Here is a 19614-nt window from a genome sequence, read left to right as displayed (position 1 = left end):
GGGGTAGGACGCCGCCCGAGCAGGGCCGACTTCCGTGTGGTGCGCTGACAGCATAGTCATGGGCCATGGGGGGTTCCGGGGTGGCCGAGGGACGACCTCGGGCAGCTCCCGGCACGTGTTCGCGGCCACGGCTGCGCCTGTACATTCCGGGGTGGGCGGCACCCGCCCGACCGTCTATGCACCCGTGGAGAGTCATGCGCCGAACTCGAGGTCTCGCTCTGCTGGCCACCGCCCTCGGAACTGCTGCTGCTGCACCCGTCGTGGAGCGCACGCTCCGCAGGGCGAACCGGATGGACGTCCCCAACGCCCGGTCCTCGCACGAGCGCCCCACGCCTCGGGGTGGAGGCCGAGCCTGCCTCGTGGGTGGCGCAGTGGGCGTGGTGGTGGCCCGGCGGCTGGGGGTGCCTGTGTCCGCGTCGTGGGCCCTGGCCACGGCCGCACTCGCAGCAGTCGGCCACCTGGACGACCAGCACGACCTGCCCGCCAGCACACGACTCGGGGCCCAGCTGGCCACGGGTGCCCTGCTCGGCGCCTGGGAGGGCGGCACTGCAGGTGGAGCCCTGGGGGCGGTGGGAGTCCCGGCTGTGGTCAACGCCGTGAACTTCATGGACGGCATCAATGGCATCACTGGCTGCACGGCCGTCGCTTGGGGACTCTCGGCTGCCGGCCTCGGTGGCGTCGAGGCCACGCAGGGGTGCCTCACCGCGGGCATGGCCGCTGGCTTCCTGCCGTTCAACATGCCCCGTGCGCGGATGTTCCTGGGTGATGTCGGAAGCTACCTGTTCGGGGCCTCCATGGCGGTCACGGCGTTGCAGGCCTTCCTGCGCGCCGAGGACGGCGAGCGCGTCCGGCGTCTGCTGCCCGCTGCCGCTCCACTGACCCTCTACCTCGCCGACACGGGGACCACGCTGGTGCGGCGGGCTCGGCGTGGTGAGCCCCTGTTCGAGGCCCATCGCGAGCACGCCTACCAGCGACTGGTGTCCGATGCCGGCCTGGCGCACTGGAAGGTTTCCACTGCAGTGGGCCTCGCCACCGGGGCTGCTGGCCTCGCTGCCCGCGACCCGCGGGTGGCCACCGTGGCCCTCCCGCTGCTGGCGGGCTCCTACCTGGCTTCACCGTCGGTCCTGGCGGGGAACGGCCTGCCCGTGAACGCGGCGTGAGCATGGTGACGGCTGAGCTCGCCCCTCGAGCACTCCCGGTGGACGGGGCCTACCTCTTTCCGCTGGGCGGGGGCAGCGATGAGCGAGGACGTGGGCGCATGCTGGTGCCCGCCGCGCTGAGGGAGGCCGACGCGACCACGCGGTTCACCCTCGACCAGGTGTCGGTGCTCACCAACCGCCGTGGGGCCCTGCGCGGCTTCCACGTTGCGGAGCACCCGGGGCACACGAAGCTCATCACGTGCGCAGCGGGGGCCGTCTGGGATGTGCTGATCGATCTGCGCCAGGACAGCCCGACCTTCCGTGGAGTGGCCGAGGTGCACGTGGAGGGGAGCGATCCGACGGCGGTCCTCTGCCCCGCCGGGGTGGCGCACGGATTCCTCTCCCTGACCGAGGGATCCGTGGTCCTGATCGGCGTTGACGACAACTTCGCGGGGGTGACGGAGCACGGTTTCGATGCCCTGGACCCTGCACTGGGTGTCCGGTGGCCCCTGCCGGACGATGACTTCATCCGCTCGGCTCGTGACGCCTCGGCTCCTCCGTTGGCCGATCTGCTGGGGTCCGGCTTCCGGTTCCCGTCCGGGCACCCTACTTCGGGCTGAGCCTGCGCCGAGGGCGAACAAGCAGGGCACGTCGCGGGGCTGGCGCCTAGCATGGGCGCGATGAGCATCCGCGAGGAGAACCGGTGATGACGCCTACCATGCACGATGCCGAGTCGGACGAGGCGATCGAGCTCCAGGACCAGGCGGTCGACGTCGAGAACGAGACGCCCGAGCAGCGCGCAGCGCGCTTCGAGCGCGAGGCGCTGCCCCACCTGGACCAGTTGTACAGCGCGGCACTGCGCACCACGCGTAACCCGACCGACGCCGAGGACCTGGTGCAGGAGACCTACGCCAAGGCGTACGCGGCGTTCCACCAGTACAAGCCGGGCACCAACCTCAAGGCGTGGATGTACCGCATTCTCACCAACACGTACATCAACACCTACCGCAAGAAGCAGCGCCAGCCACTGCAGTCCGACGCCGCCGAGGTGGAGGACTACCAGCTGGCCGCAGCGGAGTCGCACACCGCCAAGGGGCTGCGTTCTGCGGAGACCGAGGCGCTGGACCACATCGCCGACTCCCAAGTGACCGACGCCCTGGCCCAGCTGAGTGAGGAGTTCCGCCTAGCGGTGTACCTGGCCGACGTGGAGGGCTTCGCCTACAAGGAGATCGCGGAGATCATGGACACGCCGATCGGCACCGTGATGTCTCGCCTGCACCGGGGAAGAAAGCAGCTGCGGGAGCTGTTGGCCGAGTACGGAGCCGAACGCGGCTTCGGCCGGCAGTCCCAGGGTAAGGAGGTCTCCTCGTGAAGCGGATGTGCCACGAGTTCGTCGAGGAGCTGTACGCCTACCTCGACGGTGAGGTGTCCGAGGCGGACTGTGCCGCGATCCAAGCGCACCTCGACGAGTGCGGCCCCTGCATGGAGGAGTACCAGCGCGACGCGCGGCTCAAGGAGCTCATCCGACGCTCCTGCGCCTGCCAGCCGGCGCCCACCGAACTGCGCCGCCGGATCGTCACCTCGATCCACACCAGCGTGACCGTGGTGCGCCGACAGGGCTGAGCGCTGCCTGAGGCAGGCCGGTGAACCTGAGGGTGCGCTGGGTGGAAGGTAAAGATTCCCCCAAGAAGTGCCCCCTCGGCTTGGAGAACACTGGGAGCCGGTTGACACTGGGTGGAGGCAACACGCCCCGACCCACCCGAGGAGTCCCCCATGTTCGTTGAGACGATCACCGCCCTGTACGACGTCGCGATGGCCGGTGCGCACCTCGCGAACACCTCCATCGAATTGATCGCGCCGCTGGCGAACACGTCGATCGAGTTGGTTGCGCCGCTGGCCAACACCTCCATCGAGTTGGTGGCCCCGGTTGCGAACACCTCCATCGAGCTCGTTGCCCCGGTGGCCAACACCTCCATCGAGCTGGTGGACCGCCTCGTTGACTGATGCAATGAGCGCATGACGCGCCTCCTGTGGTTCATGGTGCCGACGGCTCTGGCCGTCGGCACCATGACGTTGTGGTGGTCTCCGCCGCTCACCTTCTGGATGTGGGCGTGGGCATTGCTCACAGCGGTCCTCGCGTTCGTCGCCCACCGCCACTCAGCCGTCACCCGGTGGTTGGGCCTGGGGCAATCCCTCATGGGCGCTGTCCAGGCCTTCAGTTGGACCGTGGCGGGGCCGTGGGGGGCGTTGTTGGGGTGTCTCGCGCCGTTCGTCATGCCGCGCAAGCACTTGCCCATGGTGCAGACCTACAACATGGCCAGCTTCGTCATCATGAGCTGCGCTGGCTGGTGGGGTTTCGTCGCGGCAGGAGGACGGCCGATCTGGCATGCCGAGCACGCACTCCACCATGTCGCGATCCCCGTGGCCGTCGGTGCGCTGGTGCAACTGTTGACCAACGTGCTGCTCATCGTGCCTGGCCTGGCCCTGATCCGGGGTCACCGCCTGCCCGCCCTGGTCCGTGACGCCACGGGGGTCCTGCGCGCCGGGTGGGCCAACCAGATCATGGGCGCCGTCGTCCTGGCCCTCCTGGCCTGGGCCATCAAGCCCCACGGCGTGGGCCTGCTGCTGGCCGCCGTGCCGCTGATGGTGCACATGGCCGTGGTCAACACCATCCAGACCGCCGAGGTGGGCCAGACGCGCGCCCTGCGCACCCTCAGCCGCGCAGCCCAGGCCAGCGACCCCTACGTGGAGCTGCACGGCGCCCGGGTGGCCGAGTACGCCAAGGAGATCGGGCGCCACCTGCGCCTCGGCCCCCACCAGCTGGAGAGCCTGGACCTGGCGGCCCGCCTGCACGACATCGGCTTCGTCGCCCTGCCCCCGGAGGTCGGGGAGCGGGAGCAGGGGCACGCCGCCCAGGGTGCCCGCATGCTCGAGGGGCTGCCCTTCCTGGACGCGGCGGCCGACCTCATCCGCCAGAGCCATGACTCCACCAACCCGTCGGACGCGCCCCACGGCCCCCACCGGGGCGCCTCCGACGAGTCCCGCCCCCTCGAGCTGCGCGTGCTGCAGGTGGCCGATGCGGTCGACGCCCTGGTGGCCGAGCGGCCCGGGCTCGACGTGGACGGCATCTGCGACCTGCTGGCCCTCGACGGCGCCTACGAGCCCCGGGTGGTCGCCGCCTTGCGCAGCGCACGCCCGGTGCTGCGTGCCGCGGAGGTGCCCGTCCAGGAGCGCCCGGCGTGGTGGCGGCACGACCTGCCCGCTGACCTGCGAGGTGCCTCGTGAGCGCCGCGCTGGGCGGCGCCACCGTCCTGGCGCTCCTGCTGCTGCTCGCCGTGGTGGTGCGTTGGCGCTGGCCCCACACGCACGTGGCCATGTGGCTGGTCGGCCGGGCCGCGCAGATCGGCCTGGTGGGGCTCGTGCCCCTCGTCGGCGACGGCGGGTGGCGGGGGTGCCTCACGGCAATCGGGGCCGCGCTGGTGACCAGCCTCGCCGCCCTGGCCCTCTCGCTGCGGCCCAGCCCCGACTCGTCGCTGCTACCGGACGCCACCGGGTGGTTCGGCGTGTCCGCCCTCACCGGGGTCGCGGCCGGCACCGTGGCGGCCGCGCCCATCCCCACCGGGTGGATGCCCGTGGTGGTGCTGCTCGTCGCCGGGCTCGGCCTGTGCCTGGAGGTGATGGCCGGGCGCGGGCGGGGCCAGCTGCGCGGCCTGCGGGCCCTGCGCGCCACGGAGGGCTTCGCGCTGGTGAGCATCGCCGCCACCGCCGCCGCCCTGGTGGCCGGCGTGCCGGTCATCGGCTGGTGGTTCGCCCCCATCGCGCTCAGCCCGCTGGTGAACATCGCCGCCGCCCTGCAGGGGCGCACCCGCGCGCTTGCTGTGGCTCAGGAGACGGTCACCGCCCTGGCGCGCCTGCCCGACGTCGCCGGCCACACCCGCGCCGACCACGGCCAGCGCGTCGCCGAGGTGGCCGTGGGCATCGGCGAGGGGCTCGGGCTCACCGACACCGAGCTCGCCCACCTGCGGCTGGCGGGCCTCATGCACGACGTGGGCCTGGTCTCGCTGAACACGCGCATCAAGGACGGCAGCACCAGCCTGCTCGCCCCGCGTGACCAGCAGCGCATCGCCGCCCGCTCGGCCGAGATCGCCGCTGAGCTGCCCGCCGACCCCGCGGTGATCGGCACGCTGCACCACCAGGCGCACCTCTTCATCGACCACGTCATGTACCGGGCCGACGTGCCCCGCGGCGCCCGCATCCTCAAGGTGGCCAACGCCGTGGACGACTACGCCGAGGGGCAGCGCACCGCGACCGCCCTGGAGGCCGCGCTCTCACGCATCTCCATGCAGCAGGGGTACGAGTTCGACCCCGAGGTGGTGGCCGCGGCGCGGCACGTGGTCACCCGGCTGCGCTCGGACTGATTCCGGGTTCAGTCCGGGAGGTTGATCTCGGCGAGGGCCGCCACGACCTCATCGTGGACCTCGGGCCGAGCCACCACCAGATCCGGCAACCACGGGTTCTCGCGGTTGTAGACCAGTGGGCTCCCGTCGACCCGGTGAGTGACGAGTCCGTGGGCGCGGGCCACGGCCACGGGTGCGGCGGAGTCCCACTCGTACTGGCCGCCAGCGTGCACGTATGCGTCGCACTCACCCGAGACGACCGACATCACCTTGACGCCTGCAGACCCCATCGGGACCAGCTCGCCATCCAGCCGATTCTTTAGATCGTCGACGAAGGCCGGCGGTCGTGATCGCGAGACGGCGAGTCGAATGGGGCCCTCGCTCCGCTCCGCCAGCGGTTGCCCCTCCGCGCTGTGGTAGGTGATGCCCGCCCCGGGTCGTGCCACCGCCCCCGTGGTCAGTTCACCGTCCTCCCACAACGCCACGTGAACGGCCCAGTCGTCCCGAGGCGGCTCACTGAACTCGCGCGTGCCGTCCAGCGGATCGATGATCCACACCCGGCGGGCGGCCGACCGGTCCAGGACATCCTCCGCCTCCTCGCTCAGTACGGCATCCTCGGGGCATCGCCGGGCTAACTCCGCGGCCAGCCACGCCTGCGCCGTCCGGTCCCCAAGATCCTTCAGGGCCTTCGGGTCGGCCCCCCGCCACTGTGCCCGTACCGCGAGGAGTTGTTGGCCAGCACCCGTGGCGAGGTCAACGGCTGTCTGGAGGTCGTCAGTCATGAACGGAAACCTACCCTGAACCCCCCCTGGGATGCAGATGGGCCCGTCGGGAGTTCCGACCGGCCCATCTGCGGGAGGGTGAGCGAGGCTCAGGCCGCCTTCTTGGTCTCCCAGAAGATCTCGGCGATCTCGTCGATCTTGGCCAGCAGCTCGTTGGCCTTGTCCAGGTCCAGTGCGCCCTTGGTGCCCGAGGCACCGGCCAACTTGGTGGCCTCGTTCACCAGGGTGTGCAGCTGCGGGTACTTCTCGAAGTGCGGGGGCTTGAAGTAGTCGGTCCACAGCACCCACAGGTGGTGCTTCACGAGCTCGGCGCGCTGCTCCTTGATGATGATGGCGCGGGTGCGGAAGTCGGCGTCGCCGGCCTTCTCACCCTCCACCTTCTCGATGATGCCCTTGATGGACTCGGCCTCGATGCGGGCCTGGGCGGGGTCGTACACACCACAGGGGAGGTCGCAGTGGGCGCTCACCTCGAGGGTGGGGGCGAGCATGCGGGAGATTCCGGAGAACATGACACAACCTTTCACTGGTTCGTACGTCCTGCCCCACGCTAGTACCTCCGCGTTCCCAGTGCGAGGGGTGGGGGCGTGGGGCGCCCTCAGTCGCGGTCGGTGGGGTGGTCCTGGGTGATGGTGACGTTGCTCTGCGTATCGTCGCTGCGTCGCTGCGTCAGGTCGAAGGTGGCCTCGCGGTCCATGTAGGCCCGTGCGCTGGCGTGGTCGGGGAAGGTCAGGTCACGCACCACGTCGCGGTCCAGCAGCGGCACGTCCACCGCGGAGACCAGCTCGTGGCCGGTCACGCGGGCCTCGTCGCCGGGCTTGAACAGCTCCTCGCTCATCTTCTCGCCCGGGCGCAAGCCGGTGTAGACGATCTCGATGTCGCGCTTGCCGGACATGCCGATGAGGCGCTTGGCCACGTCCACGATCTTCACCGGGGTGCCCATGTCCAGCACCATCACCTCGCCGTCGTGGCCGATGGCGGCGGCCTGCATGACCAGCTGGCAGGCCTCGGGGATGAGCATGAAGTAGCGCTCCACGTCCGGGTGCGTCACCGTCACCGGGCCGCCGGAGCGGATCTGGGAGGTGAAAGCCGGGATCACCGAGCCGCGGGAGCCCAGCACGTTGCCGAAGCGCACCGAGACGTAGCGGCCCGGCTCCTTGCGGCCGAAGTCGCTGGTGATGCGCTCCGCCAGCCGCTTGGAGTAGCCCAGCACGCTGGTGGGGTTGGCCGCCTTGTCGGTGGAGACATTGACGAAGGTGGTGACGCCGCTCGCGGCGGCGGCGGTGAGCACGTTGTGGGTGCCCCGCACGTTGGTCAGCCACGCCTCGTGCGGGTAGGCCTCCAACAGCGGCAGGTGCTTGAGCGCCGCGGCGTGGAAGACCACGTCGGGGCGGTGCGTCTGGAAGACCTCGTGGAGGCCCTGCAGGTCGCGGATGTCGGCCAGCACCAGGTCGTCGGAGTCCAGCAGGCCGTGGCCCGTCAGGCTCATGGACGTGGACTGCAGCGATCTCTCGTCGCGTTCCAGCAGCAGCAGCTTGGCCGGGCCGAACTTGGAGATCTGGCGGGCCAGCTCCGAGCCGATCGACCCACCGGCACCGGTCACCAGCACCACCTTGCCCGAGAGCTCGTTGGCGATGGCGCCCTGGTCGAGCTCGATCGGGCGGCGGCCCAGCAGGTCGGCCAGGTTGATGTCGCGCAGGTCGGACACCTGCGGGCGCCCGTCGGCGATGCTGGCGATGGGGGGCAGCACCATCGTGCGCAGGCCCGCGGCGGCCCCCAGGTCGCTGAGCTCGCGCAACAGGCCGGCATCTGCGTTTGGCAGCGCGATGATGAGGTGGCTCGCGTCGTGCGTCTCCGCCAGGTCCTTCAGGTCACGCCGGGTGCCCAGCACCTTCACGCCGTCGATGCGGAGGCGCGCCTTGGTGGGGGAGTCGTCGACGAACCCGACCGGCTCGTAGGCCGCGCCCGGGTCCTGGATGATGGAGCGCACCAGCTGGCGGCCTGCGGAGCCGGCCCCGAAGATCAGGGCGCGGTGCTCGCGGTCGGCGTGAGCGGCCTGTTTCGTGGTGCGGGAGCGCACCACGAAGCGCACGGCGAGCATGCCGGCCAACGCCAGCGGCCCGGCGATCAGCGGCACGCTGCGGGGCACCACGACGGGGCTCGAGAGCAGCGCCCAGATGAAGACGGGCACCATGGTGATCAGCACTGCGCGGCCGAGGTCGGTGGCCTCCTCGAACGAGCCCCGCTGGTGGCCGACGGCGTACGGCCCGACGACGAAACCGACGGCCACGTGCAGCAGGCCGGCCACGACGGCGACGGCGAGCGTGCCCCAGCCCATGGTGTTCTCGACGTTGAAGTCGAACCGGAGGCTGGTGGCCACCCACACGGCGGTGAACCACACCACCGCATCGATGGCGGCCCACAGGTAGCGGACCCTCCGGTCACGAATCGCCAGCTCTCGGCGGACGTCAGTCGGCACGCCGTCCCTCTCCCTCGGTGGTGTGTGATGACCGTCCACCCGTGGGTGGAGGCTCCCTGAACCTAGCGGAGAGTGGTCCGGAAAGAGAACACGGGGGCGAAAAGGCCTCAGCCGCGGGAGTAGTCGTCCTCGAGGCGCTCGATGTCGTCCTCGTCGAAGGTGCCGAAGGCCACTTCGAGCACCTGGCCCTCCTCGGTGCCCTCGTTGCCCAGGCGGTGGTTCACACCGCGGGGGATCCAGACGCGCCCGCCCACCCCGACGGTGGAGATCTCGTCGCCCACCTGCGCCGTCACCGGGCCACGGGTGACCACCCACAGCTCGTCGCGGTGCTCGTGCACCTGCAGGGAGAGGCGCTGGCCCGGGGCGACGGTGATGAGCTTCACCGTGGAGACCTCATTGTGGGTGAACTGCTCGAAGCGGCCCCACGGTCGGGTGTCCTCGATCACCTCGGCGCGCGGGTCGCGTCGGGCCTGCGTGGTGTCCTGCTGCACTGTCTGCTCCTGCTCGTCAGCGGGGCGTCGGCGGTAGACGACGGCCGTCCCCGGCCCCGGACCCCTCTGGGGTGGTGGCTCACCCTAGCCCGGTGAGCCCTCCGGAGGCCTCCGACGACGGCATGAGGCGCGTCACCCGCCAGGGGGATGGGGGCGCGTCACCCAGCGCCCGAGCCCCTGCTCGCCAGGCGCGTCACCCAGCGCGGCACCCGCGCTAGGCCCACCGCCAGCACGTCCGCCGCCGGCACCGCCCCGAAGGTGCGCGAGTCCGTCCCCTGGTCCTGGTTGTCGCTGCGCACCCACCAGGCCACCGTCCCCCCATCGATGCGGCGGCACACGGCGCGCTTGATGCCCAGCGGACGCGCCCCCATCGGCCCGTCGGGGAGGCGGCACACGACGAGGCGCCCCGGACGGACCGGGGCGCCGTGCAGCACCACCACGAGGTCGCCGGGGCGCAGGGTTGGCTCCATGGAGCGCCCCGCGACGCGGGCCAGGCCCAGCCTCACCGGCGGGCCGACCCCACGGGCGCGCCACCCCTCATCGGCGGGCGGGGATCACTCGCCGAGGCGCATCCAGCGGGCCCACCCGCCGTTGAGCACCAGCCAGGCCACCAGCCCGTACCCGGTGCGGCCCGGGTTGCGGCCGTCGCCGTTCAGCAGGTCGGACTCCCACTGCTCGTGGCCCAGCAGGGGCGTGAAGCAGTCCACGAAGGGCACCCCGCGGCGGGCGCACACGTCGGCCTGCGCCTCCACGATGGCGTTCAGCTTCTCGTTCGCGATCTCGTCCGCCCGCGGGGTGGGGCTCACCACGAAGGTCGCGATGCCGTGCGTGGCCGCATCGTCCAGCATGTTCGCCACGTTGAGGCGCGAGCGGGCCGTGGTCAGCGCCGCCTCCGGGTCGCCCCCGCCAACGCCGATCACCAGGCGCCGCTCGTTGCGGCCACCCCAGCGCGGGTCGCACTCGGTGCGCCAGCGGCCCAGCAGGTGCGCGGAGTTCGCCCCCACCACGCCCAGGTTGTAGGCGGCCACGTCCACGTGCTCCAGCGGGGTGCGGGCCATCACGCGGCCCACCCAGCCCAGCGCACGGTCGTCGCCGTACCCGGAGACCGAGCCGTCGCCCACGAAGCACAGCCCGATGCGCCGCTGCCCCTCGCTCACCGAGAACTGCTGCTTGGAGTCGAAGGTGGTGCGGGTGCTGTCACTGGGGTAGATGGGGCGGGAGTCGCTCACGCCAGCTCCTTGGGTCTCGTGGGTCTCGGGGTTTCTCGGTGCGGGCACCGCGGTCCGGGGCACATCATCACCCGGCAGTGCGGGTGCTGTCGACGTGCCTCAGTCCTGCGGCACCTGCAGCGGGGCGTGCCAGGTCTCGGTGGCGTACTTGGTGCGCCACCCCATCGCCGAGTAGATCTCGTGGGCGTTGGTGGGGGAGTCGGCGTCCACCTCCAGGTCCACGAACGCACGGCCCCGCTCCGCCGCGTCGCGGATCACCGCGTGCAGCAGACCCTTGGCCGCACCGCGGCCGCGGGCGGCCCGGGTCACGCCGATGTACTCGATGTAGCTGCCCACGGCCTCCGGGACGGCCTGCTGCAGGCCCTCCTCGGCGCGGCGCAGCTGCTCGTCCAGGTCACCGTCGTCCAGCACCGCGGCAGCGATCACGGCACCCGCGGCGGTGCCGTCCTCGGCCAGCTCGGCCAGCCACCAGTGGTCCCAGCGGTGGGAGCGCTCCTCGCGCAGCCGGCTGACGAACTCCAGGAAGGGCTCGGGCTGGCTGTTGAAGTGGTCGCGGAAGGAGTCCTCCAACGCCGCGTGCACGGCGCGCAGGTCGTCCTCGTTGGGCAGCCGGCCGGAGGTGTTCTGGTCCACCCTGCGGATCACCAGGCCCTCCTTGGGTGGGCCCAGGGTCTCCGGGTCGGCCTCCTCGGGGGTCACCGGGCGGCGCATCTGCCACCAGGTGCGCTCTTTGTGGAAGCCGGCCGCGGCCAGGCGCTCGCGGGTGAACTCGTCCGCCTCGTACGGGCTGGAGTCCAGCACCGTCTCGGAGACGCCACGGCGCCAGGCCATGCGGATCGCCGCGGCACGGCCCCAGGCGAACAGCGCGTCCCAGACCGCTGCCGCATCGGCGCCGTCCACCTCGCCGGCCACCAGTGCCGGGTCGAGGTACACGTCGATCATCACGCGGTGCACGGCGCGGTCGTTCACGTTCACCCAGCCGCGCGCCTGCCCGTCGGCGTCCTGCGCGATGCGATGGAAGCGGAACTCCGCCCCCCGCCCCAGCACGCGGTCGTCGACGTCGGCCCAGGCGGCGGACGCCTTGCCGAGCACCCGCTCCTGGTGGGCGGCGAGCAGCCGGGTCATGGCCGGGGTCTCGGCCGCCACCGGCTTGCGCAGGTGCCAGCCGGCGGGGAGTTGGTCCTCGCCGGCCGTCACCCCATCGGTGATGTCCAGCGCCAGCGCGAGCTCACGGTGGTATGCCTTGCGGAAGTCCTCCATCACCTCAGGCCTCGAACGCGCGACGGATGAGGTCGCCCTGCTCGTCCTTGTGCGTGGAGTTCACGCCGGTGGCGGGGGAGGCCGCCGCCGGGCGGCTCACCACGCGCAGCGAGCGCTCCTCGCCGTGCTCGGCGAACACCTCGGGCAGGTTCATCGCCATGAACGGCCACGCACCCTGGTTGCGGGGCTCGTCCTGCACCCACACCAGCTCGGCGTCCGGGTACGCCCCCAGCGCCTCGACCAGCTCCTTGCCAGGGATGGGGGCGAGCTGCTCCACACGGATGATCGCCACGTCATCGGCACCACGCTTCTCACGCTCGGCGGCGAGGTCGTAGTAGACGCGGCTGGAGCAGACCAGCACCCGCTTGACCGTGTTCGCCTCGGGCGAGGTGGGGTCGGCGATGACGGGCTGGAACTGGCCGTCGGTGAACTCCTCGATGGGGCTGACCGCCGCCTTCAGGCGCAGCAGCTGCTTCGGGGTGAACACCACCAGCGGACGGCCCGGCTCGCTCTCGGCCTGCTTGCGCAACAGGTGGAAGTGGTTGGCCGGCGTCGAGGGGTAGGCCACGGTCATGTTCTGCTCCGCGAAGAGCGTCAGGAAGCGCTCGATGCGGGCCGAGGAGTGGTCCGGGCCCTGGCCCTCGTAGCCGTGCGGCAGCAGCAGCACCACGCGGGAGCGCTGGTTCCACTTCTGCTCCGAGGAGGCGATGAACTCGTCGATGATGGTCTGCGCGCCGTCGACGAAGTCGCCGAACTGCGCCTCCCAGACCACCAGGCCCTCGGTGTCCTCCACCGCGTAGCCGTACTCGAAGCCCAGCACCGCGTACTCGCTGAGGAGCGAGTCGTAGATGTCGAAGCGCCCCTGGTCGTCAGCGATGTGGCGCAGCGGGGTCCACTCGTCGGCGGTCACGTTGTCCACCAGCACGGCGTGGCGCTGGGTGAAGGTGCCGCGGCGGCTGTCCTGGCCGCTCATGCGGACGCTGCGGCCACCGGCCAGCGTGGCCCCGAAGGCCAGCAGCTCGCCCATGCCCCAGTCGACCCCGCCCTCGGCGGCCATCTTCTTGCGGCGCTCGAGCAGCTTGGTGAGCTTCGGGTGGATGGTGAAGCCCTCGGGCACGTCGGCCCACACCGATCCGAGCTTGTCCAGGTCCTCGGCCGACAGGGAGGTGTCGGTGGGGCTGTCCCAGCCGTGCGCCACCGGCTCCGCGCCGGCCTCGCCCTGGCCCTTGTCCTCCTCGGCGGCCTCCTTGAGGGCCTGCTTGGTCTCGGTGAAGACCGACTCCAGCTTCTGCTGGTAGTCCTTCAGCATCGCCTTCGCGTCGTCCTCGTCGATGTCACCACGGCCCAGCAGCGAGTCCTGGTAGATCTTTCGCACCGAGCGCTTGTTGTTGACCATCGTGTACATCTGCGGCTGCGTCATCGAGGGGTCGTCGCCCTCGTTGTGACCGCGGCGGCGGTAGCAGACCAGGTCAATCACGACGTCCTTGTGGAAGGCCTCGCGGTAGGCGAAGGCCACCTCGGCCACGCGGGCGCACGCCTCGGGGTCGTCGCCGTTCACGTGGAACACCGGCGCCTCGATCATCTTGGCCACGTCCGTGGAGTAGCGCGAGGTGCGGCCCTCCAGCGGGGAGGTGGTGAAGCCCACCTGGTTGTTCACGACGATGTGGATGGTGCCGCCGGTCTTGTAGCCCGACAGCCGGCTCATCTGCAGCGTCTCGGCCACCACGCCCTGGCCGGCGAACGCGGCGTCGCCGTGCATCAGGATCGGCAGCACCGGGTACTCGCCGTTCGTGGCCAGGCGGTCCTGCTTGGCGCGGGCGATGCCCTCGAGCACCGGGTTCACGGCCTCCAGGTGCGACGGGTTGGCGGCCAGGTAGACGCCCACCTCGTTGCCCTCGTCGTCGGTGAAGGTGCCGGAGGTGCCCAGGTGGTACTTCACGTCACCGGAGCCGCTGGTCGCGCCCGACTCGCCCTCGAACTCGCGGAAGATCTGCGCGTAGGACTTGCCGGCGATGTTGGCCAGCACGTTGAGGCGACCGCGGTGCGGCATGCCGATGCACACCTCGTCGAGACCGTCGGCGGCCGCCCCGCGCAGGATGGTGTCCAGCATCGCGATGACGGACTCGCCGCCCTCCAGGCTGAAGCGCTTCTGGCCGACGAACTTGGTCTGCAGGAAGGTCTCGAAGGCCTCGGCGGCGTTCAGGCGGCCCAGCAGGTTGAGCTGCTCCTCGCGGCCCGGCTTCTCGAAGGGCTGCTCGAGCTGCTCCTGCATCCAGCGGCGCTGCACCGGGTCGGAGATGTACATGTACTCCACGCCGATGGTGCGGCAGTAGGAGTCACGCAGGATGCCCAGGATGTCGCGCAGCGGCAGGCGGTCGGCGCCCCCGAAGCCGTTGGTGGGGAACTCGCGGTCCAGGTCCCACAGCGTGAGGCCGTGGGTGTTGATGTCCAGGTCCGGGTGGCGACGCAGCTGGTACTCCAGCGGGTCGGTGTCGGCCATGAGGTGGCCGCGCTCGCGGTAGGCCTGGATGAGGGCCTGCACGCGGGCGTCCTTGGAGAGGTCGTTCTCGTGGACCGCGGCGATGTCCGGGGTCCAGCGGACCGGCTCGTAGGGGATGCGCAGGCTCTGGAAGATCTCGTCGTAGAAACCGTCCTCGCCGTTGAGGTAGCCGTGCACCAGCTTGAGGAACTCACCGGAGGCGGCACCCTGGATGACGCGGTGGTCGTAGGTGGAGGTCAGCGTCAGGATCTTGCTGACCGCGTCCTCGGCGATGCGTTCGGGGGACATGCCCTGGAACTCCGCCGGGTACTCCAGCGCGCCGACGCCGATGATGGCCGCCTGGCCGCTCATGAGGCGGGGCACCGAGTGGGTGGTGCCGATGCCGCCGGGGTTGGTCAGCGACATCGTGGTGCCGGAGAGGTCGGCGATGTCGAGCTTGTTGTCACGGGCCTTGGCCACCAGGGCGTCGTAGGCGTACCAGAACTGGGTGAAGTCCATCTGGTCGGCGTGCTTGATGCTCGGCACCAGCAGCGTGCGGCTGCCGTCCGGCTTCTTCATGTCGATGGCGATGCCGAGGTTGAGGGTGCCGGGGTTGGTGACCTGCGGCTTGTCCTTCTCGTCGGTGCCGTAGACGAAGTTCATGTCCGGCATGGCGCGGACGGCCTTCACCAGCGCGTACCCGATGAGGTGGGTGAAGCTGATCTTCCCGCCGCGGTTGCGGGCGAGGTGGCCGTTGATGACGATGCGGTTGTCGATGAGGGCCTTGGCCGGCACCGCACGCACGGAGGTGGCGGTGGGGACGGTCAGGGAGGCGTCCATGGCCTTGACGATGGCGCCGGCGGTGCCCTTGATCTTCTCGGTGCTCGGCTCGGCCTCACCCTGCACGTCGCGGGGGCTGGGCATGTCGCGGCTCAGCGGGCGGCGGCGCGGCGGGTTGAGCTCCTCGCCCAGGGTCTCGGCCTCGGTGTTCACCACGGAGCGCTTCTGGGAGGGGGAGACCTTCTCGGTGCTGCCCGAGCTCTTGGACGCGCTGGACTTCTGGGCGTCCTTCCCGTCCTGCGAGGTGGGGGACTGGTGCTGCTCGGCCTTGTCCTCGGTGCGGCCGGCGGCGGTGTCCTTCTGCTTCCCGGTATCTGCCTGCTTGCCGGCGTCCTTCTGCTTCTCGGCGTCCTTGGCCGGGGCCTTCTGCTTGGCCTCCTCGGCCGGCTTCGAGTCCCGCGGGGCCTTGCCGGCGGAGGGTGCGGCCCCCGCATCGGACGGCGCCTGACCACCCTCGGGCGACCACGTGGCGAACAGCTCCTGCCACTCCGGACCCACCGAGCTCGGGTCCTGCTGGAACTGTTCGTACTTGTCCTCCACGAGCCAGTCATTGGCCCCGAAGGTGGCCTGGGCGTCGGAGGAGTGGTTCTCGGCCACGGTGGATGCGCCTTCTTCCCTGAACTCGAGTGTGATCGTCCTGTGCGGGGCTGCCTCCGGGTGGCACCCCACATCACTGCTGGGGTCCAGCCTAATGCCCGCGTGGCGCGGGGGAGGGAGGTGGGGACGCCGCGGGGCGGGCGGCGACCGTGGTGGTCGTCCGCCCGCCCCGCGGCGGTGTGGTGGGGTGAGGTGCTCGATGGGGTGGGTCACCGCATCGAGCACCCTCGGGTGGTGCGTCAGCCCACGTCCTTGCGCCGGTAGATGAAGATGCCCACGAGGGTCAGCACCAGGGCGTAGGCCAGGAGCACCAGCCCGCCCTGCCACTGCGAGAGAGCGTCCCAGAACAGGAACTCGTCGTCCGTCCCCATCAGGGCACCGGTGGCCGGCCCGGGGAGGTAGGGCGCCACGTCGGCGATCCAGTCGACGAAGCCCGCGATGATCTGCAGGCCGACGTCGGCCACCAGTGCACCCACCACGCCGATCAGGACGGTGACGATGGGGCTGGACACGACCGAGCCCAGACCGAGGCCGATCAAGCTCCACAGGACGATGGCCAGGAGCACGGCGCCGAACGTCTTCGCGAGTTCGGCCGGCTCCGGGAAGGCTGCCGCGTCGTTGACCGCCAGCACCAGGCTGCCGGCGCCCACCGCACCCACCAGCTGGGTCACGCCCAGGATCAGGCCCATGAGCGCCACGACGAACGCCTTGGCGACGATGGTCTGCCAGCGCTGCGGCACGGCCAGGGCGGTGGAGGTGACGGTCTTGTACCGCTCCTCGGAGCCCACGAAGAGCGCCGCGGCGGTGAGCGCCAGGAGGTACACCCACATCGTGGGCGCTCGGTAGACCTGCTGGGCGAGCTCGAGGTCGCTGAAGTCGGGGGGGCCGCCCTGCGTTCCCTCGGGAACGTCGAAGGTGACGGCCCATCCCAGGAAGGCCGACAGGCCGGCCGAGAGGAGCAGGACGACCAGCGCCATGCCCCAGACGAACTTGGTGGTGAAGAGCTTGCGGAGCTCGGACCTCAGTGCGCCGCCCATGTCAGGCCTCCTCGTTGCGGTTGCCGTGCTGCTCGGTGAGACGGACGAACATCTCCTCGAGGTCGCTGCGGGTGGTGGACATGCCGTAGATGGGTTGACCGGCTGCCAGGGCGGTGTCGCCGATGAACTCGGCGTCCTCGCTCTCGATGTCCAGATGGCCGTCCTCGAGCACCGTGGCGCGGGTGCCGCGGTCGGACAGGACGGCCGCCAGGGCCTGCGGGTCGCGCGTCCGGACACGGGTGCCGGTGGTGCCCTCCAGCTCCGCGAGGGGACCGGCGGCGATCTTGCGCCCGTTGGCGATGATCACGACGTCGTCGACGGTCTGCTGTACCTCGGAGAGCATGTGCGAGCTGACCAGGATGGTCTTGCCCTGGTCGTGCGCCAGGTGGTGCAGGACGCCGCGGAGCCAGCGGATGCCCTGCGGGTCCAAGCCGTTGGCCGGCTCGTCGAGGACGAGCACGCGGGGGTCGCCCAGGAGGGCCGTCGCGAGGCCGAGTCGCTGGCGCATGCCCATGGAGTAGCCGCCTGCTTTCTTGCGGGCGGCGCCGGGGATGCCCACGAGCTCCAGCAGCTCGTCGACGCGCGAGTCGGGGATGCCGTGGGTGGCCGCGATGGTGCGCAGGTGGTTGCGACCGGAGCGGTTCGGGTGGAAGTTCGTGGCCTCCAGGGCTGCGCCCACGGTGTGGAGCGGGCGCTTGATGGACCGGTAGTCCCGGCCGTCGATGGTGGCGGTGCCGCTGGTCTTGCGGATCAGCCCCAGCAGCATGCGCAACGTGGTGGTCTTGCCCGATCCGTTGGGGCCCAGGAAGCCGGTGATGCGGCCGGGCTCGACCGTGAACGACAGGTCGTCGACGGCGCGGAAACTGCCGTAGTGCTTGGAGAGGTTCTGGATCTCGACGCGGGCGCCCTGGCCGCCGTGGCCGTGGGCGGGCCCGGTGGGCTGCGGGGCTGCGGGCCCGGGCGCCTGGTCTGTCATCGCAGTGCTCATGTCACCCCCATGGGTGTGGAGGGCTCACGGGAGCCGTGGTCTGGGTACTGGTTCATCAGATCACCGCCCCGTGGTCCCGGAGTGTGAACTGGGGGACCATTCGGGGTGACATCCGTCATCCCGTGGGGGGATCCGGTGGGTGGAGTGGTTGCCCGGCCGCGCCCCCCGGTGCCCCCCGGTGCCAGCTCCCCGGCCCCCGGTGCCCCCCGGTGCCAGCTCCCCGGCCCCCGGTGCCCCCCGGTGCCAGCTCCCCGGCCCAGGCACCGGTGCCTCACCTCCGGTGCCCGGCGCATGCCCCCCCCGGTGACGGGCGCCCGGCGTGACTGATCGCCAACGGTCGGGCGCGCCACCCTCAGTCGTCGCAGATTGCAGTTGAGGCGTCGCAGATTGCACAGAATCGGGGGTCTCAGCGCAATCTGCGACGACTGTTCTGCAATCTGCGACGACTCAGGAGCACCAATGCGGACACCGCCTCGGCGCCCGATCCTGTACGTCCCGGCCTGCGGCGGCTCACTGTCGAGGGAGCAGCCGCTGGGCGAGGTCCGCCAGCCACGGAGCGTCCGGGCCGCGACGAAGATCCTGCTTCGTGAGGGTGATGGGGTGCCAGCCCGCATCCATCAGTCGTTCGCGGCGGCGGAGCGTCTTCTGCAGCGCCTCGGGGTCGGCGTAGTGGTAGCCGCCGTCGTACTCGACCGCCAGCCGGTGCTCCTCCCAAGCGAAGTCCACCTCGCCGACGAACGCGCCCGCATCGGAGAGGACGGTGTGGTTCAGCAGCGGCTCGGGAAGTCCCTTGAGCATCATCCAGAAGCGGACCTGTGACTCGGTGGGGGAGCGCGACCCGGTACGGATGTAGGCCAGTGCCTGCCGTGCGATGCGGTGCCCCGGAGACCTGGGCCGGCGCTGCAGGACCTCGGAGAGGCTCTCCGGTGGTGAGCCTGTCCACCGATTGACCACAGCATCACCGGCAACGACGAGCGCTTGGAGGCCCCAGTGCCCCGGAGCCGCGAGGTCCAGCCAGGTGTCCGGCGCGGAGGTGACTGCCACGCCCTGGACGGTCTCGACCTGGCGGTGCTCGAGGCCCCCGTGGCCGATGAGGCGCGGGCGTCGCGCTCGCAGGTGGCCTTCGCGGCGAACGTGGACCGGGTCGCCGGCGCGTGCCCGGTAGGGGGTGGGGATTCCCAGCAGGACGGCGGCCGAGTCACAGCTGAATGCGGTGCGTGAAGGCATGCCCTGCCAGAAGGCGAGGAGGTCCTCGGCGGCTGAGCTGGGGATGGTGCGGGCGCGGGCGCCGAAGGTCGGAACGTGCCAGCCGCGATGACGGAGCTGGTTCGGGGTGAGCCCCGCCGCGATGCCCTCGCTGTAGCGGAAGCGCTGCGGACTGTTGACGGGCGGCTCTGTCCGGGGGTCCGGTATGCGGGGGCCGGTGTTCATGGGCCGCAGCCTCGTCGGGCCGGCAGTTCTGCGGGCGTGGGGATGGTGGGGCCGGTGGATGGGCCGTCGCGCGTGGCAGACAGGACCGTCGGCTGTGGACGGACGCGCCTGGGGTCGGGGCCGTGCGCCGGTGGATGCCTGGGAACGCTGGGGCTGGGCAAGTGAGTCGTCGCACTTTGCACGTGTGGCGTCGCAGATTTCAGGGTTTGGGGGCGCACGGTGCAATGTGCGACGAACGCCGTGCAATCTGCGACGACTGACGAGCTGGGCGCCGCCACCGCACCACCCCAAGCACGCCGCAGGCCCCGGTCCGTGGTGGACCGGGGCCTGCGTTCCGTGCGCCCCCGGCAGGATTCGAACCTGCGCTCCCGCCTCCGGAGGGCGGTGCTCTATCCCCTGAGCTACGGGGGCACGGTGTCCACACAACCGGCCAAGAGCCGGACTGATGAACCGAGGGGACACCCTACC

18 protein-coding genes and 1 tRNA gene are annotated in these 19614 nt (G+C 70.9%); 7 read left to right on the top strand and 12 right to left on the bottom strand.

The window, feature by feature from the left end; genetic code table 11:
- Positions 1-407: 407 nt before the first annotated feature.
- The 7 genes from KSED_RS09115 (at position 408) to KSED_RS13750 (ending at position 5557) form a co-directional block, all read left to right on the top strand.
- A complete protein-coding gene (locus tag KSED_RS09115; RefSeq protein WP_169307788.1) occupies positions 408-1160 on the top strand; it encodes an MraY family glycosyltransferase in 753 nt (250 codons plus the stop codon).
- 2 nt (positions 1161-1162) lie between these two features.
- Positions 1163-1759: a dTDP-4-dehydrorhamnose 3,5-epimerase family protein gene (locus KSED_RS09110; protein ID WP_081439814.1), complete on the top strand. Its 597-nt coding sequence runs from the start codon at positions 1163-1165 to the stop codon at positions 1757-1759.
- Between the two features lie 86 nt (positions 1760-1845).
- A complete protein-coding gene (locus KSED_RS09105; RefSeq protein WP_198479829.1) occupies positions 1846-2511 on the top strand; it encodes a sigma-70 family RNA polymerase sigma factor in 666 nt (221 codons plus the stop codon).
- Positions 2512-2516: 5 nt separating this feature from the next.
- Positions 2517-2762 (top strand): mycothiol system anti-sigma-R factor, encoded by a 246-nt coding sequence (rsrA, locus tag KSED_RS09100; RefSeq protein WP_041291508.1) that lies wholly within the window; start codon positions 2517-2519, stop codon positions 2760-2762.
- Between the two features lie 150 nt (positions 2763-2912).
- Positions 2913-3143 (top strand): hypothetical protein, encoded by a 231-nt coding sequence (locus KSED_RS09095; protein WP_015779797.1) that lies wholly within the window; start codon positions 2913-2915, stop codon positions 3141-3143.
- Positions 3144-3155: 12 nt separating this feature from the next.
- On the top strand, positions 3156-4424 hold the full coding sequence (locus KSED_RS09090; protein ID WP_015779796.1) for an HD-GYP domain-containing protein: 1269 nt from the start codon (positions 3156-3158) through the stop codon (positions 4422-4424).
- A complete protein-coding gene (locus KSED_RS13750) occupies positions 4421-5557 on the top strand; it encodes an HD-GYP domain-containing protein (RefSeq protein WP_015779795.1) in 1137 nt (378 codons plus the stop codon). Before KSED_RS09090 ends, KSED_RS13750 begins: the two co-directional genes overlap by 4 nt.
- 8 nt (positions 5558-5565) lie before the next feature.
- On the opposite strand, the gene KSED_RS09080 is transcribed toward KSED_RS13750, so the two are convergent.
- The 12 genes from KSED_RS09080 to KSED_RS09025 form a co-directional block, all read right to left on the bottom strand.
- Entirely contained in the window at positions 5566-6318 is a 753-nt protein-coding gene (locus KSED_RS09080; protein WP_015779794.1) for a 3'(2'),5'-bisphosphate nucleotidase CysQ, read from the bottom strand.
- Positions 6319-6407: 89 nt separating this feature from the next.
- Positions 6408-6827, bottom strand: coding sequence for a superoxide dismutase, Ni (sodN, locus tag KSED_RS09075; protein ID WP_015779793.1), 420 nt, complete (start codon positions 6825-6827; stop codon positions 6408-6410).
- Between the two features lie 86 nt (positions 6828-6913).
- Positions 6914-8794, bottom strand: coding sequence for a polysaccharide biosynthesis protein (locus tag KSED_RS09070; protein ID WP_015779792.1), 1881 nt, complete (start codon positions 8792-8794; stop codon positions 6914-6916).
- A gap of 107 nt (positions 8795-8901) precedes the next feature.
- Positions 8902-9285, bottom strand: coding sequence for a phosphomannose isomerase type II C-terminal cupin domain (locus KSED_RS09065; protein ID WP_015779791.1), 384 nt, complete (start codon positions 9283-9285; stop codon positions 8902-8904).
- Between the two features lie 158 nt (positions 9286-9443).
- Positions 9444-9791: a S26 family signal peptidase gene (locus KSED_RS09060; protein ID WP_015779790.1), complete on the bottom strand. Its 348-nt coding sequence runs from the start codon at positions 9789-9791 to the stop codon at positions 9444-9446.
- A gap of 48 nt (positions 9792-9839) precedes the next feature.
- A complete protein-coding gene (locus tag KSED_RS09055) occupies positions 9840-10514 on the bottom strand; it encodes a GDSL-type esterase/lipase family protein (protein WP_015779789.1) in 675 nt (224 codons plus the stop codon).
- Between the two features lie 99 nt (positions 10515-10613).
- Positions 10614-11774, bottom strand: a complete 1161-nt coding sequence (locus tag KSED_RS09050) for a GNAT family N-acetyltransferase (protein ID WP_015779788.1) — start codon at positions 11772-11774, stop codon at positions 10614-10616.
- A 4-nt stretch (positions 11775-11778) separates the two neighbouring features.
- Positions 11779-15690, bottom strand: a complete 3912-nt coding sequence (locus KSED_RS09045; RefSeq protein WP_015779787.1) for a multifunctional oxoglutarate decarboxylase/oxoglutarate dehydrogenase thiamine pyrophosphate-binding subunit/dihydrolipoyllysine-residue succinyltransferase subunit — start codon at positions 15688-15690, stop codon at positions 11779-11781.
- Positions 15691-15929: 239 nt separating this feature from the next.
- Positions 15930-16727 (bottom strand): ABC transporter permease, encoded by a 798-nt coding sequence (locus KSED_RS09040; RefSeq protein WP_015779786.1) that lies wholly within the window; start codon positions 16725-16727, stop codon positions 15930-15932.
- 1 nt (position 16728) lies between these two features.
- Positions 16729-17715 (bottom strand): ABC transporter ATP-binding protein, encoded by a 987-nt coding sequence (locus tag KSED_RS09035; protein WP_237699522.1) that lies wholly within the window; start codon positions 17713-17715, stop codon positions 16729-16731.
- A 510-nt stretch (positions 17716-18225) separates the two neighbouring features.
- Entirely contained in the window at positions 18226-19146 is a 921-nt protein-coding gene (locus tag KSED_RS09030) for a putative endonuclease domain-containing protein (protein WP_015779784.1), read from the bottom strand.
- Between the two features lie 339 nt (positions 19147-19485).
- Positions 19486-19557 (bottom strand) — tRNA-Arg (locus tag KSED_RS09025).
- Positions 19558-19614: the final 57 nt, after the last annotated feature.

This window comes from Kytococcus sedentarius DSM 20547, assembly GCF_000023925.1.
Taxonomy (GTDB): Bacteria; Actinomycetota; Actinomycetes; order Actinomycetales; family Dermatophilaceae; genus Kytococcus; species Kytococcus sedentarius.
This window is presented reverse-complemented; position numbering and strand designations above follow the sequence as displayed.

Coding starts and splice junctions, on each gene's coding strand:
- KSED_RS09110 (WP_081439814.1), top strand. CDS start 1,163: ATGGTGACGGCTGAGCTCGCCCCTCGAGCACTCCCGGTGGACGGGGCC.
- KSED_RS09105 (WP_198479829.1), top strand. CDS start 1,846: ATGACGCCTACCATGCACGATGCCGAGTCGGACGAGGCGATCGAGCTC.
- rsrA (WP_041291508.1), top strand. CDS start 2,517: ATGTGCCACGAGTTCGTCGAGGAGCTGTACGCCTACCTCGACGGTGAG.
- KSED_RS09095 (WP_015779797.1), top strand. CDS start 2,913: ATGTTCGTTGAGACGATCACCGCCCTGTACGACGTCGCGATGGCCGGT.
- KSED_RS09090 (WP_015779796.1), top strand. CDS start 3,156: ATGACGCGCCTCCTGTGGTTCATGGTGCCGACGGCTCTGGCCGTCGGC.
- KSED_RS09080 (WP_015779794.1), bottom strand. CDS start 6,318: ATGACTGACGACCTCCAGACAGCCGTTGACCTCGCCACGGGTGCTGGC.
- sodN (WP_015779793.1), bottom strand. CDS start 6,827: ATGTTCTCCGGAATCTCCCGCATGCTCGCCCCCACCCTCGAGGTGAGC.
- KSED_RS09050 (WP_015779788.1), bottom strand. CDS start 11,774: ATGGAGGACTTCCGCAAGGCATACCACCGTGAGCTCGCGCTGGCGCTG.
- KSED_RS09040 (WP_015779786.1), bottom strand. CDS start 16,727: ATGGGCGGCGCACTGAGGTCCGAGCTCCGCAAGCTCTTCACCACCAAG.
- KSED_RS09035 (WP_237699522.1), bottom strand. CDS start 17,715: ATGAGCACTGCGATGACAGACCAGGCGCCCGGGCCCGCAGCCCCGCAG.
- KSED_RS09030 (WP_015779784.1), bottom strand. CDS start 19,146: ATGAACACCGGCCCCCGCATACCGGACCCCCGGACAGAGCCGCCCGTC.